The sequence below is a fragment of the Janthinobacterium sp. NKUCC08_JDC genome, from assembly GCF_019345575.1.
Taxonomy (GTDB): Bacteria; Pseudomonadota; Gammaproteobacteria; order Burkholderiales; family Burkholderiaceae_D; genus Janthinobacterium; species Janthinobacterium aestuarii.
The window spans coordinates 445131-458117 of the sequence record NZ_JAHKQW010000003.1; the positions used below are offsets into that span (position 1 = coordinate 445131).

A 12987-nucleotide genomic window follows, 5' to 3' on the forward strand; every position below is an offset into this window, starting at 1 on the left:
CTAGTGGTTGGGTGAAGCGTCAGTGCGCTCCCAGGCTGCCGGCATGGACCGGATGGATGCGCGCAGTGGCCAGGGTCAGCCATGATACCAGCAGGCCGGCCACGGTCAAGAACAGCAGCCAGGGCAGCGGCCCCCATTCGGACAGGCTGGCCGCCAGCGGCGTGGCCAAGGACGACAAGGTCATCTGGATGGCGCCCAGCAGGGCGGCCGTGGAGCCGAGTGCGCGCTGCTGCGAACCCATGGCCATGGCCATCAGCGCCGCTTCCGCGATGCCGAGGCCAAACAGGGCCACGAACATGCCCGGCACGACGGCGGCGATGCCCGCTCCCGCCCACGCGCCGAGCAGGGCCAGTGCCGCGCCGCCCAGCATGGCCACGCTGCCCGCCAGGCTCAAGCGCGCCACGCCATGCTGTTCCACCATCCGGCCGCTGGCCATGGCGCCCAGCAGCACGGCCACGCCCGTCGCGCCAAAGACGAGGCCGAAACTGCTGGCGGACAGGCCGAAGTCGCGCTGGTACACGAGCGACGCGCCGCCGATATACGCGAACAGGAAAAAGAAAGTGGCGGACAGGGCCAGCGCGGGCAGCAGGAAGGCGCGGTCCAGTGCGATGCGCGCATAGGTACGGTGCATGCCTCGTGGCGAAACGCGGCGGGCACGGGGCAGTGTTTCCGGCAGGAACAGCGCGCTATTGAGCAGGGTCAAGGCGCCCAGCGCGGCCAGGGCCAGCATCACGGCGCGCCAGCCGTAGTGCGCGTCGAGCAAGCCGCCCACGGCGGGCGCCAGCACGGGCGCCAGACCGACAATGGTCATCAACAGGGCAAACAGCTGCGCCGCTTTGACCCCATCGGCCACGTCGCGCACCATGCTCATCACCACGACCAGGGTCAGCGCCGCGCCCAGGCCCTGCAAGGTGCGCGCCAGCAGCAGGGTGCTCAATTGATCCGCCTGCGACGCCCATACGGCCGCCACGATGTAGACGGCGATGCCGGCCAGCAGCGGACGGCGCCGGCCCAGCATGTCGGTGAGCGGCCCGCACAGCAATTGGCCTGCGCCGAGTGCCAGCAGGAAGAAGGTCAGGCTCAGCTGCACATTCGCATACGAGGTGTGCAGCTCGCGCGCCATGGCGGGCATCGAGGCCAGGTACATGTCGATGCCTGCCGGACCAAGCACGGCCACGAGAGCCAGGGAAGCCGCCAGCCCGAGACTGGCGGCGGGGAGAGTGGTTTGCTGCTGCATTGCGATTCCTTTTATCGTCAAAAAACAGGGCATGGACGCCGCCGTGTTTTTTATTGTACACTTACTGCCTACCGGTAGGTAGCTTGTTCAATCAATGAAAAGGATGAGAGCGATGAAGGAAGAGACAATGACGGGAGAGCTGGCATGACGGAAGTGGGAATTTCGCTCAGCGGCGTTGCCGTGGCGCTGCTGTTCGCCGCCTGGAGTTCGCACCGCGCCCGCTGCGAGCGGCGCGACGTCATATTGCTGACGATACTCGGCACGACCCTAGGGCTGCCGGGCGCCGTCCTGCTGGCGTTGCCGCTAGCGTAGGTCGGATTAGCGGAGCGTAATCCGACGTCACCATATACGCCAACCATGTTGTCGGATTACGGCCCTTCGGGCCTAATCCGACCTACGATAAAAAAAAGCAGGCCGCGTGGCCTGCCTTTCTGTCGCTGACATGCCCGCCTAAGCGGGCGCGTGGCGCTTACTCTTCTTCGTACGAACTGATCGGTGCACAACCGCAGAACAGATTGCGGTCGCCGTACACGTTGTCGGCGCGGCCGACCGGTGGCCAGTATTTGCGCTGGCGCAGGGACGCGACCGGATAGGCCGCGATTTCACGGCTGTACTTGCGGCCCCAGCTGTCCGACATCAAGACTTGTGCCGTGTGCGGCGCGTTCCTCAAAGGGTTGTCGTCGTGGTCGAATTCACCGCTGGCGACCTTGGCGATTTCCGCGCGGATGGCGATCATGGCGTCGATGAAGCGGTCGATTTCCACTTTCGATTCGCTTTCCGTCGGCTCGATCATCAGCGTGCCCGGCACGGGGAAGCTCATGGTCGGCGCATGGAAACCGAAGTCCATCAAACGCTTGGCCACGTCTTCGTTGCTGATGCCGGTGGCGTCCGTGATCGGGCGCAGGTCCAGGATGCACTCGTGCGCGACCAGGCCGTCGTGGCCCGAATACAGCACGGGGTAGTGCGGCGCCAGGCGGCGCGCGATATAGTTCGCCGCCAGGATCGCCGTCTCGGTGGCCGCCGTCAAGCCTTCCGCGCCCATCATGGCGATGTACATCCACGAAATCGGCAGAATGCTGGCCGAGCCGAATGGCGCGGCGCTGACGGCGCCGATGCCGGCGGCGTCGCGCTGGTAGCCGCTTGAACGCTGGTTCGGCAGGAATTTCGCCAGGTGGGCGCCCACGCCGATCGGGCCGACGCCTGGTCCGCCACCGCCGTGCGGGATGCAGAAGGTTTTGTGCAGGTTCAGGTGCGACACGTCGCCGCCGAACGAGCCGGGAGCGGCCACGCCGACCAGTGCGTTCATGTTGGCGCCGTCGATGTAGACCTGGCCGCCGTGCGCGTGGATGATTTCGCACAGTTCCTGGATGCCTTCTTCAAACACGCCGTGGGTCGATGGGTAGGTGACCATCACGCAAGCCAGGTTGGCGCTGTGCTTTTCCGCTTTCGCTTTCAGGTCGGCCAGGTCCACGTTGCCGTTGGCGTCGCAGCTGGTGACGACGACCTGCATGCCGACCATGTTGGCCGATGCCGGGTTGGTGCCGTGCGCCGACGATGGAATCAGGCAGATGTTGCGGTGGCCTTCGCCGCGCGATTCGTGATACGCCTTGATCACCAGCAGACCCGCATATTCGCCCTGCGAGCCGGCGTTCGGCTGCAGCGAGACGGCCGCGTAGCCGGTCAGCGCGCACAGCATCTCTTCCAGCTGCGAGATCATTTCGCGGTAGCCAACCGTTTGTGCATCCGGCGCGAACGGGTGGATGTTCGAGAACTCTGGCCAGGTGACGGGAATCATTTCCGACGTGGCGTTCAGCTTCATCGTGCACGAGCCGAGCGGGATCATGGTGCGGTCCAGCGCCAGGTCCTTGTCGGCCAGGCTGCGCAGGTAGCGCAGCATTTCGTGTTCCGAATGGTAGCTGTTGAAGACCGGGTGGGTCAGGTAAGCGCTCTCGCGTGCCAGCTTGGCCGGCAGTGCGCTGGTCACAGTTGCTTCAACGGCGTCCAGGTCCGGGGAGGCAGGCGCGTTGGCCAGGCCGTGCGCGAACACTTTCCACAGCAGCGCGATATCGTCGCGCGTGGTGGTTTCGTCGAGCGACACGCCGACATGGGTGTTGTCGATCTTGCGCAGGTTGACGCCGTGGTGCATGGCCGTCGCGTGCAGTTGCGCCGCATCGGCGACGTTGATGGTCAGGGTGTCGAAGTAGCTCGCGTTGACGACGCCATAACCGAGCGTCTTCAGGTTGGCCGCCAGCACGCCCGTAAAGCGGTGCACGCGCTGGGCGATCTGCAGCAGGCCGGCAGGGCCGTGGTAGACGGCGTACATCGAGGCCATCACGGCCAGCAGCACTTGCGCCGTGCAGATGTTGGACGTCGCTTTTTCGCGGCGGATATGCTGTTCGCGCGTCTGCAGGGCCAGACGATACGCCTTGTTGCCTTGCGCATCGACGGTCACGCCGACCAGGCGGCCCGACATATTGCGCTTGAATTCATCGCGCGTGGACAGATAGCCTGCGTGCGGGCCGCCGAAACCGAGCGGCACGCCGAAGCGCTGGCTGTTGCCGACGACGACGTCAGCGCCCCATTCGCCCGGTGGCGTGAGCATGGTCAGGGCCAGCAGGTCTGCCGCGACGATGACCATGGCGCCATTCGCATGCAGTTTTTCCACGCCGGCGCGGTAGTCGCGCACGACACCGTTCACGCCAGGGTATTGCAGCAGCACGCCGAAACAGGCGTCGAGCGACTCGATTTCAGCCGGGTCGAACGTACGCACCTCGATGCCGATCGGCTGGGCGCGCGTCTGCACCACTTCCAGGGTTTGCGGCAGCACGTCGTTGGCGACGTACAGCACGTTCGACTTCGACTTACCCACGCGCTGGATCAGCGTCATCGCTTCGGCGGCGGCCGTGCCTTCGTCCAGCATCGATGCATTCGAGATGCCCATGCCGGTCAGGTCCGTGATCACTTGCTGGAAGTTTAAAATCGCTTCCAGGCGGCCTTGCGAAATCTCTGGCTGGTAAGGCGTGTACGCCGTGTACCAGGCCGGGTTTTCAAAGATGTTGCGCAACACGACGCCAGGGGTGAACGTGTTGTAGTAGCCCTGGCCGATCAGGGATTTCAGCACCTGGTTCTTGCCGGCGATGGCTTTCAGGCGCGACAGCGCTTCCTGTTCCGGCATCGGCTGCGAGTACGCGCCCAGGGGCAGGGCGCCCTTGTTGCGGATGTTGGCCGGTACCAGGGCGTCGATCAGCGCTGCGCGCGATGGATAGCCGAGGGTCGCCAGCATGGCTTGCTGTTCGGTGGCGGAAGGGCCGATGTGGCGGGCGATGAAGGCATCGCGTGCTTCGAGTTGGGTCAGGCTGGTGCGGGTCATGATATAGAGGCCAAAAAAGACTGAAAAACCGGGATGCGGCGCGCGGGCGCGGCGCCGGGGCATAGCTACAAAATTAAATGCAAACGGGCCGCAAACGCGGCCCGTGAGTCAAACGCGATTACGCGCTGGTGGTGGCGCCATAGGCGGCAGCGTCGAGCAAGCCGTCCAGGGCCGACACGTCGGCTGGCTTGATCTTGAACAGCCAGTTGGCGTAGGCGTCGGCGTTGATCGATTCAGGCGCATTGACCACGTCGTCGTTGACGGCCACGACTTCGCCCGACAGCGGCGCATAGATGTCGCTTGCTGCCTTGACCGATTCCACCACGGCGGCGTCGTCGCCGGCGGTGAAGGTGGCGCCGACGTCAGGCAGTTCGACAAAGACGATGTCGCCCAGCGCATCCTGCGCGTACTCGGTGATGCCGACGGTGATCGTGCCGTCGGCTTCCAGGCGTACCCATTCGTGGGAAGCGGTGTACTTCAGGTCTGCAGGAATGTTCATGTGTGGCTCCAGATGGTAAATGTTCGTTATTGATTATGGTTGTACGGTCTTGCGGGCGGCTCTATAAATACGCTTACGCAGCCAGGATTTTACCGTTACGCACGAAAGGCAGCTTGACTACCGAGGCGGCCAGCTGCTTGCCGCGGATTTCCACGTGCACGGTGTCGCCCACGTTGACGCCGTTGGGCACGCGCGCCAGGGCAATTGCTTCCTGCATGGTCGGGCTGAAGGTGCCGCTCGTGATTTCGCCTGTTTGCTCGTTACCGGCGATGATGACTTTTTGATGGGCGCGCAGCACGCCGCCTTTTTCACGCAGGATCAGGCCGACGAATTGCGCGTTCTGGCCTTTGGCCAGCAGGGCGGCCTTGCCGATGAAGTCACGCTCGCTGACCAGGTCGATCGTCCATGCGAGGCCCGCGTCGAGCGGGTTGACGGTTTCATCCATGTCCTGGCCGTACAGATTCATGCCCGCTTCCAGACGCAGGGTGTCGCGCGCACCGAGGCCGGCCGGCTTGACGCCAGCGGCGATCAATGCATTCCACAGCGCTTCCACCTGGGTGGCGGCCACGCCGATTTCAAAACCGTCTTCGCCCGTGTAGCCGGTGCGCGCCAGCATGACTTCGCCGAAAGCCGTGTCCTTGACGATGACGACGTTGAACGGCTTGATGGCTTCGGACGCGGCTTGCGTTTCTGGCAGCACTTGCCACACCTTGGCGCGCGCGTTCGGGCCTTGCACGGCCACCAGGGCCATGGCGTCATTGCCGTCGCGGCGCTGCGTGATCGTCAGGCCGCTGTTGGTGCCGGTATTTTGCTGCTGCATCCAGGCCACGTCTTTTTCAGCCGTGCCCGCGTTGACGACGAGGCGGAACCAGTTTTCATTGAAGAAGTAGACGATCAGGTCATCGATGACGGTACCTTCGGCATTCAACATGCACGAGTACAGGGCCTTGCCCGACACTTGCAGCTTGTCGACGTTATTGGCCAGCAAGCCGCGCAGGAAGGCGCGCACGTTCGGACCTTCGATATCGACCACGCACATATGGGACACGTCGAACATGCCGGCGTCGCCGCGCACGGCGTTGTGTTCTTCGATTTGCGAGCCGTAGTTGACAGGCATGTCCCAGCCGCCGAAATCGACCATGCGGGCGCCGAGGGCACGGTGGGCGTTGTTGAGTGGGGTCGCTTTGAGCGTCATGGATTCCTCGGGACGAAGGTAAAGGGGGAGTTAACAAAACATAGAATAGCCAAACACGGCTTTCCAGCGTGATCACTGACCCCCCTGTCCTTTGTACCTGAGAGATTACGGGGGCTTGCCCCGTGCGCCCCTTCGGTGGGCCGCCGGCAATAGCCGCGGCCGCTCTCCAGAGTTGAGCTAAAGATGTCGCCAAAGCAACAGCTTCAGTCCGCCTGATCGGTCCTTTTGCCTGAGAGTTTTTGGGTAGTGCCCCTTCGGCGGCAACGCTGGGTTGCCCTCTCCCGATCAAGTGGGAGGAATATATGCCAGCAGGGTGTTTCTGTCAATCTGAAAAGACGTTGCCAAATTGCAGCAAAAGCCCCGGTTTGCGGGGCTGGGAGGGGCGCTGGCCCGGTGCAAAAGGGCGCCCGGCCGCGCGGGAATGCGCTATGATGAAATCCTGGCTTTCTTGCGGGTGCCTGCCATGAACACGACACAAAGCGAGACACAAAACAACACCGAGCAGCACGGTTACTTTACCCTCTCGGGCGACGTCAACAGTGACATGGTGCGGCGCGTCTTCAACGCCGTGGCCGACATCACGGAAGACAAGCTCACCACCGCGCACATTTTGATCCAGTCCAACGGCGGCTATGTCAGCGATGGCATCTGTCTGTACAACTTCCTCAGCAAGTTGCCGCTCGACATCATTACCTACAACGCGGGCGCCGTGGCGTCCATCGCCGTCACCCTGTTCCTGGCGGGGCGGCAGCGCCACGCCAGCGACACGGCCCGCTTCATGGTGCACAAGTCGCATGCGACGGCCTCGCCCGGTTCGCGTCCCGATGCGCTCAGCATCATCGTCGAGGGCTTGCGCGCCGACGACATGCGCACCGAGCGCATCCTGCGCGGCCACGTCAACCTGACGCAAGAGCAGTGGCAGGTGCATGCGTATTCCGACCTGCACCTGACGGCCGACCAGGCGCTGGACGTGGGCATGATCGGCTCGATCCGCGACTTTGCGCCGCCCAAGGGCAAGCGCCTGACGAATATCTGACGCCCAGGCGGCTGGTCTTGACGAGGAAATTTTGTAATCGAATGTAATTCTTCGCTGCAGCACAGCAAAAGCCGCGCGGAACAAGGCAGAGTCGTGGCATAGTGCAAGCTGATCATGAAATAAGCGCATGCACGATGACTTGGTGGAATGGGATTTCTTTTGCGGCCGACATGTCCGTGATGGGGCCGGCTGGCGTGGCGATTGCCCTGTGGCTGCTCGTGTCGCGCCAGTGGCGTTTGGTGCTCAGCTGGAGCTTGTGGTACGGCGGCGGCCTTGCCCTCGTGGTGCTGTCGAAGCTGGCCTTCATGAGCTGGGGCGTGGGCAGCAGCACGCTCGATTTTACGGGTTTCAGCGGCCACGCCATGCGCGCCGGCGCCGTATTCCCCGTGCTGATGTATGTGCTGTTGCAGCGGGCCGAGCCGCGCTGGCGCCATGCCGGCGTGCTCGTCGGCGTGGCCTTTGCCGTGCTGGTGGCCATTTCCCGCGTGGTCGTGCATGCGCACAGCGTGTCGGAAGCCGTCAGCGGCTGCGTGCTGGGCCTGGCGGTGGCGCTGGGCTTCATGTGGAATGCCCGCGGCGCCGTCAATTTCGCCGTCAGCCATGCGCTGGCCCTGGCCAGCCTGGCGTTGATGGTGGTGCTGAGCTTCAAGGCCGAACCCATGCCGACCGAACAATGGCTGCAAAAACTGGCCCTGGTGCTGTCCGGGCACGAGCGCGTTTTTTCGCGTGCGGACTGGAAACTGGCGCAGGATGGCCGTCCTGCCCGCTGATCCGCTGCCAACCGGCGCCTGGCGCCGCTGTTTTTTGGCCAGAAAAGCATCAGGAAATGGTATGATGAACCACTTTTTTTGCGGTGCATGGCCAGACAGCCGTCGCGATGCTGCATCTGAACTGAATATGAACCGGGTTCACCCATAATATAACCGCCAGCATAGGCCAGGAACTCTAAAACACGTGCGTCTCTCTTCCATCAAGTTGTCGGGATTTAAGTCTTTCGTCGATCCCACCAATTTCCAGGTGCCAGGCCAGCTCGTGGGCGTGGTCGGACCGAATGGCTGCGGCAAGTCGAACATCATCGACGCCGTGCGCTGGGTGCTGGGCGAATCGAAAGCGTCGGAATTGCGCGGCGAATCGATGCAGGATGTCATTTTCAACGGCTCCACCCACCGTAAACCAGCCGGGCGCGCTTCCGTGGAACTGGTGTTCGACAATAACGATGGCAAGGCGTCCGGCCAGTGGGGCCAGTACGCCGAGATCGCCGTCAAGCGCACCCTGACGCGCGACGGCACGTCCACCTATTACATCAATGGCCAGCCCGTGCGCCGGCGCGACATCCAGGATATCTTCCTCGGCACGGGCCTCGGTCCGCGCGCCTACGCCATCATCGGCCAGGGCATGATTTCGCGCATCATCGAATCGCGCCCCGAAGAATTGCGCGTTTTCCTCGAAGAAGCGGCTGGTGTCTCCAAATACAAGGAACGCCGGCGCGAGACGGAAAACCGCCTGCAGGACACGCGCGAGAATTTGCTGCGCGTGGAAGACATCTTGCGCGAACTCAATGCCAACCTGGAAAAACTGGAAGCGCAGGCGGCCGTGGCCACCCGTTTCCACGCCTTGCAGGCGGACCAGGAAGAAAAGCAAAAACTGTTGTGGCTGCTGCGCAAGAACGAGGCGCAGAACGAACAGACGCGCTATTTCCGCGAAGTGGAACAGGCGCAGACGGACCTGGAAGAGCAGACGGCCAAGCTGCGCAACGTGGAACTGACCCTCGAGCAGATGCGCCAGGCGCACTTTGCCGTGGGCGACCGCCTGCATACGGCGCAAGGCCATCTGTACCAGACGAATGCGGAAATCGGTAGCCTGGAAGCGCAGATCAAGTTCGTCATCGAATCGCGCGCCCGCCTGCAGGCGCAGCTGGCCACATTGACGGCCCAGCGCGACCAGTGGACGCAGCAGGGTAGCGAATACCAGGAGCAGATCGAAGAGGCGGAATTCCACCTCGAAGAGCTGGCCGCGAAGGTTGAGCAATCGCAAATGATGGCCGAGCAGAAGGGCGAGCAATTGCCCGAACTGGACGCCGCCTGGCGCGCGGCGCAAAACAAGAGCACGGAATCGCGCGCGCGGATCATGCAGGCCCAGCAGCAGCTGGAACTGGAATCGGCGCACCAGCGCAACGCCTCGAACATCCTGGCCAGCCTGTTGACGCGCCGCGAGCGCCTGCAGCAGGAAAAGAACAGCCTGAGCCTGCCCGACAGCAGCCACCTGGAAAACCTGAAACTGCAGCTGGAAGAAAAGCAGCAAACCCTGGAAGAGCAGGGCTTTTACCTGGAAGAGGCGCTGGAGCAGCAGCCCAAACTGGAGCAGGAACGGATGGAGGCGCAGGCGCAGGTGAATGCCGAAACGGCTGCCAACGCCCAGCTGGAAGCGCGTCTTTCCGCCTTGAAACAATTGCAGGAACGGGTACAAACCCAGGGCAAGGTTCAGCCATGGCTGAAAAAGCACGAACTCGACACCTTGCCGCGTTTGTGGCAAAAGCTGCAGATCGAAGCGGGCTGGGAAGCGGCCATGGAATCGATCTTGCGCGAGCGTACGTCGGCTCTGCAACTGTCGAACATCGACTGGGCCAAGGCCTTCTTTGCCGATGCGCCACCGGCCAAGCTGGCCTTGTACGCGCCGTCGACCGTGGCGCCGCTGCCGCAACCGGAAGTGCCGGGCCTCAAGCCTTTCCTGAACTTACTCAAACTCAACGATCCTGGCTTGCGCGGCTTGCTGCAGGATTGGCTGTACAACGCCTATGCCGTGGAAGACGCGGCCGAAGCGCTGGCCGAACGTAGTAAATTGCCGCCGGGCGGCTATTTCGTCACGCGCGCCGGTCACGTGGTCACGGCCACCAGCGTGCGCTTCTATGCGGCCGATTCGGAGCAGGAAGGCATGCTGGGCCGCCAGCAGGAAATCGAGAATATCGGCAAACAGTTGCGCGCGCAGCAATTGCTTGCCGAAGAGGCGCGCGCCCGTTCCGTGCGGGCCGACGCGGCCGTGGGCGCTTTGACGCGCAACCTGTCCGACTTGCGACTGCGCATACAGCAGCTCACTTCCTCCGTGCATACCTTGCAGCTGGACGTGGTGAAACTGTCGGAAGTGGAAGCGCGCTTCAACCAGCGCAGCACGCAGATCGGCGCCGACCTGGCCGAAATCGCCGCACAGGAAGCGGAACAGCAGCAGATCAAGGCGGAATCGGAAGAGAAATTCGAACAGCTGGACATGGAACTGGGCAACTTGCAGGAAGCCCACGAAGACGGCCATACGGACTTCCTGCAAAAGGAACAGCGCCTGGCCGAAGCGCGCGAAGCCTTGCGCGACCTGGAGCGGGCCGCCAAGGATACGGAATACGCGGAAAAAGCCCACCGCGCGAAGATTGAGGAGTTGCGCCGCAATATCGCCACGGCCAGTACGCAGGCCCAGCAAGTGACGGCCAGCCTGCAGGCGGGCGAACTGGAACTGGCCAACCTGGAAAGCGGCGCGGCCGCCGACGGCTTGCAGGATCTGTTAGAACGCCGCACCACGCAGGAGCGGGCGCTGGCCGACGCGCGCCACGAACTCGATCAAATTACGCAGCAGCTGCGCCTGTCCGAAGATGCGCGCACGCAATCGGAACGCAGCTTGCAGCCGCAGCGCGACAAGATCATGGAAATGCAGCTCAAGGAACAGGCCGCGCGCCTGAACCAGGAGCAATTCGCCCAGCAATTGCTGGAATCGGGCGCCGATGAAGCGGCCCTGACGGAAAAGCTGCATCCGGACATGCGCCCGTCGTATCTGCAGGGCGAAGTCACGCGTCTGACCAATGCGATCACGGCCCTGGGCGCCGTCAACCTGGCCGCGCTGGACGAGCTGGCACAGGCATCCGAGCGCAAGAATTTCCTCGACGCCCAGAATGCCGACCTGACGGAAGCGATCAACACGCTGGAAGACGCGATCCACAAGATCGACAAGGAAACGCGCGACTTGCTGCAAGACACGTTCGACAAGGTCAACCATCACTTTTCCGAGCTGTTCCCGATCCTGTTCGGCGGCGGCCAGGCGAAACTGACCATGACGGGCGACGAGATTCTCGATTCCGGTGTACAAGTCATGGCGCAGCCTCCCGGCAAGAAAAATGCCACCATCCACCTGTTGTCCGGTGGAGAGAAGGCGCTGACCGCGACCGCATTGGTGTTTTCCATGTTCCGCCTGAATCCGGCGCCGTTCTGCCTGCTCGACGAAGTCGATGCACCGCTGGACGATTCGAACACGGAACGCTTCTGCCGCATGGTCAAGCGCATGTCCGACCAGACCCAATTCCTTTTCATTTCGCATAACAAGATTGCGATGGAAATGGCCCATCAATTGATCGGTGTGACGATGCAGGAGCAGGGCGTATCGCGCATCGTGGCGGTGGACATGGAGTCCGCCGCAAATTTTGCAACCGAGGCACAAGCAGCATGACAGACCTTCAAATTACCTTGTTCGGCGCCGGCGGCGTCTTTATCGTCGGCGTTTTCTCGTACAACAAATGGCAGGAATACAAGGCCAAGAAAAGCGTGGAACGGGCTTTTTCCACCGACCACGACGACGTGCTGATGCGCGAAGGCGATGCGCCCGCAGTGGAAGCCCAGGAGCCCGTGCTGCGCCAGGAGCCGCGCTTTGACGCCGCGCCCGCCGCCAAGGCCGAACCGTCGTTCGGCGCACCGCCAGCGGCGCCCGTGCCCGACGCCCCCGTGCATGCGGAACCATCATTGGGTGGCGCCGGCATCGAAGCGCCTGCCGCCGCCCCTGCCGCGCCGGTACAGCAAGAAGTCAGCGCCGCCAGCGAACAGGCGACCAGCCTGGTCGACCCGCTCATCGATTGCCTGCTGCCTTTGTCGCTGGAAGCGCCCGTGCGCGGCGACAAGATCCTGCCCGTGCTGCAAACCCTGCGCCTGGTGGGCAACAAGCCCGTCCACTTCATCGGCTTGCACGTGAATGGCGACTGGGAACCGATCACGCATGGCGGTGTCTACACCAAGATGCAGGGCGGCGTGCAGCTGGCCAGCCGCAGCACGGCCTTGAATGAACTCGAATACTCGGAACTGGTCACGCGCCTGCGTGGCGTGGCGGACGAGATCGGCGCCGAGCCGGAAGTGCCGGACATGATGGAAGTGATGGCCGAAGCGCGCAATCTGCACCGTTTCGTTGCCGGTCACGATGCCCAGCTGGGCGTGAACCTGCACACGAATGGCGCGCCATGGGCCATTTCCACCTTGCTGTTCGCGCTGGAAAAACAGGGCTTTGACGTGCGTCCGGACGGCCGCTTCGTCATGCCTGACGGCGAAGGCGGCTATCTGTTCTCGCTGTCGACGAATGTCACCCTGGCCGAGGAAACGACGCCCCGTTTGACGCTGCTGCTGGACGTGCCCTGCGTGGCGCCTGCGCGCGACGGTTTCGGCGCCATGGTCGCTTGCGCCAAGGCACTGGTAGGCCGCCTCGACGCCACCATCGTCGACGATTACAACCAGGCCCTGTCCGATGCGGCGCTGGCCGAGATCGCGGGCCAGGTGCAAGAGTTTTACCAGGAAATGGACGCGGCCGACATTCCGGCCGGTTCCACCCGCGCCCTGCGTTTATTTAGCTGAAG

Annotated in this window: 9 protein-coding genes and 2 riboswitches; of the genes, 5 read left to right on the forward strand and 4 right to left on the reverse strand. The window is 63.1% G+C overall.

The genetic code is table 11. The annotated features are described in order from the left end of the window. Positions 1 to 19 precede the first annotated feature (19 nt). The gene (locus tag KO538_RS11940; protein ID WP_219328417.1) at positions 20 to 1237 is read right to left on the reverse strand and encodes a Bcr/CflA family efflux MFS transporter; all 1218 of its coding nucleotides are present in this window, start codon (positions 1235 to 1237) and stop codon (positions 20 to 22) included. A 144-nt stretch (positions 1238 to 1381) separates the two neighbouring features. On the opposite strand from KO538_RS11940, the gene KO538_RS11945 reads away from it, so the two are divergent. After that, entirely contained in the window at positions 1382 to 1549 is a 168-nt protein-coding gene (locus tag KO538_RS11945) for a hypothetical protein (RefSeq protein ID WP_175444571.1), read from the forward strand. A 157-nt stretch (positions 1550 to 1706) separates the two neighbouring features. Here the strand turns inward: KO538_RS11945 and gcvP are convergent, their stop codons facing one another. From gcvP to gcvT, 3 genes are all read right to left on the reverse strand, one after another. Then, positions 1707 to 4607, reverse strand: a complete 2901-nt coding sequence (gene gcvP, locus KO538_RS11950) for an aminomethyl-transferring glycine dehydrogenase (protein WP_219328418.1) — start codon at positions 4605 to 4607, stop codon at positions 1707 to 1709. Between the two features lie 118 nt (positions 4608 to 4725). Next, a complete protein-coding gene (gene gcvH, locus KO538_RS11955) occupies positions 4726 to 5106 on the reverse strand; it encodes a glycine cleavage system protein GcvH (RefSeq protein WP_034752282.1) in 381 nt (126 codons plus the stop codon). 73 nt (positions 5107 to 5179) lie between these two features. After that, positions 5180 to 6301, reverse strand: coding sequence for a glycine cleavage system aminomethyltransferase GcvT (gene gcvT, locus KO538_RS11960; RefSeq protein WP_219328419.1), 1122 nt, complete (start codon positions 6299 to 6301; stop codon positions 5180 to 5182). 74 nt (positions 6302 to 6375) lie between these two features. Next, positions 6376 to 6481, reverse strand: a riboswitch (glycine riboswitch). Positions 6482 to 6508: 27 nt separating this feature from the next. Next, a riboswitch (glycine riboswitch) is annotated at positions 6509 to 6595 on the reverse strand. A 169-nt stretch (positions 6596 to 6764) separates the two neighbouring features. Between gcvT and KO538_RS11965 the strand changes: the two genes are divergently transcribed. The 4 genes from KO538_RS11965 (at position 6765) to KO538_RS11980 (ending at position 12985) form a co-directional block, all read left to right on the forward strand. After that, a complete protein-coding gene (locus KO538_RS11965) occupies positions 6765 to 7337 on the forward strand; it encodes an ATP-dependent Clp protease proteolytic subunit (RefSeq protein WP_219328420.1) in 573 nt (190 codons plus the stop codon). A gap of 134 nt (positions 7338 to 7471) precedes the next feature. Next, complete coding sequence (locus KO538_RS11970; protein ID WP_235194236.1) at positions 7472 to 8107, forward strand: phosphatase PAP2 family protein; 636 nt, start codon at positions 7472 to 7474, stop codon at positions 8105 to 8107. 184 nt (positions 8108 to 8291) lie between these two features. Next, complete coding sequence (gene smc / locus KO538_RS11975; protein WP_219328421.1) at positions 8292 to 11819, forward strand: chromosome segregation protein SMC; 3528 nt, start codon at positions 8292 to 8294, stop codon at positions 11817 to 11819. After that, on the forward strand, positions 11816 to 12985 hold the full coding sequence (locus KO538_RS11980) for a cell division protein ZipA C-terminal FtsZ-binding domain-containing protein (protein WP_219328422.1): 1170 nt from the start codon (positions 11816 to 11818) through the stop codon (positions 12983 to 12985). The genes smc and KO538_RS11980 overlap by 4 nt, the downstream gene beginning before the upstream one ends. Positions 12986 to 12987 lie beyond the last annotated feature (2 nt).

What these genes read in the sequence shown, in the direction of transcription:
- gcvH (WP_034752282.1), bottom strand. Translation starts at nt 5,106, where the DNA reads ATGAACATTCCTGCAGACCTGAAGTACACCGCTTCCCACGAATGGGTA.
- gcvP (WP_219328418.1), bottom strand. Translation starts at nt 4,607, where the DNA reads ATGACCCGCACCAGCCTGACCCAACTCGAAGCACGCGATGCCTTCATC.
- KO538_RS11940 (WP_219328417.1), bottom strand. Translation starts at nt 1,237, where the DNA reads ATGCAGCAGCAAACCACTCTCCCCGCCGCCAGTCTCGGGCTGGCGGCT.
- KO538_RS11980 (WP_219328422.1), top strand. Translation starts at nt 11,816, where the DNA reads ATGACAGACCTTCAAATTACCTTGTTCGGCGCCGGCGGCGTCTTTATC.
- KO538_RS11965 (WP_219328420.1), top strand. Translation starts at nt 6,765, where the DNA reads ATGAACACGACACAAAGCGAGACACAAAACAACACCGAGCAGCACGGT.
- gcvT (WP_219328419.1), bottom strand. Translation starts at nt 6,301, where the DNA reads ATGACGCTCAAAGCGACCCCACTCAACAACGCCCACCGTGCCCTCGGC.
- KO538_RS11970 (WP_235194236.1), top strand. Translation starts at nt 7,472, where the DNA reads ATGACTTGGTGGAATGGGATTTCTTTTGCGGCCGACATGTCCGTGATG.
- KO538_RS11945 (WP_175444571.1), top strand. Translation starts at nt 1,382, where the DNA reads ATGACGGAAGTGGGAATTTCGCTCAGCGGCGTTGCCGTGGCGCTGCTG.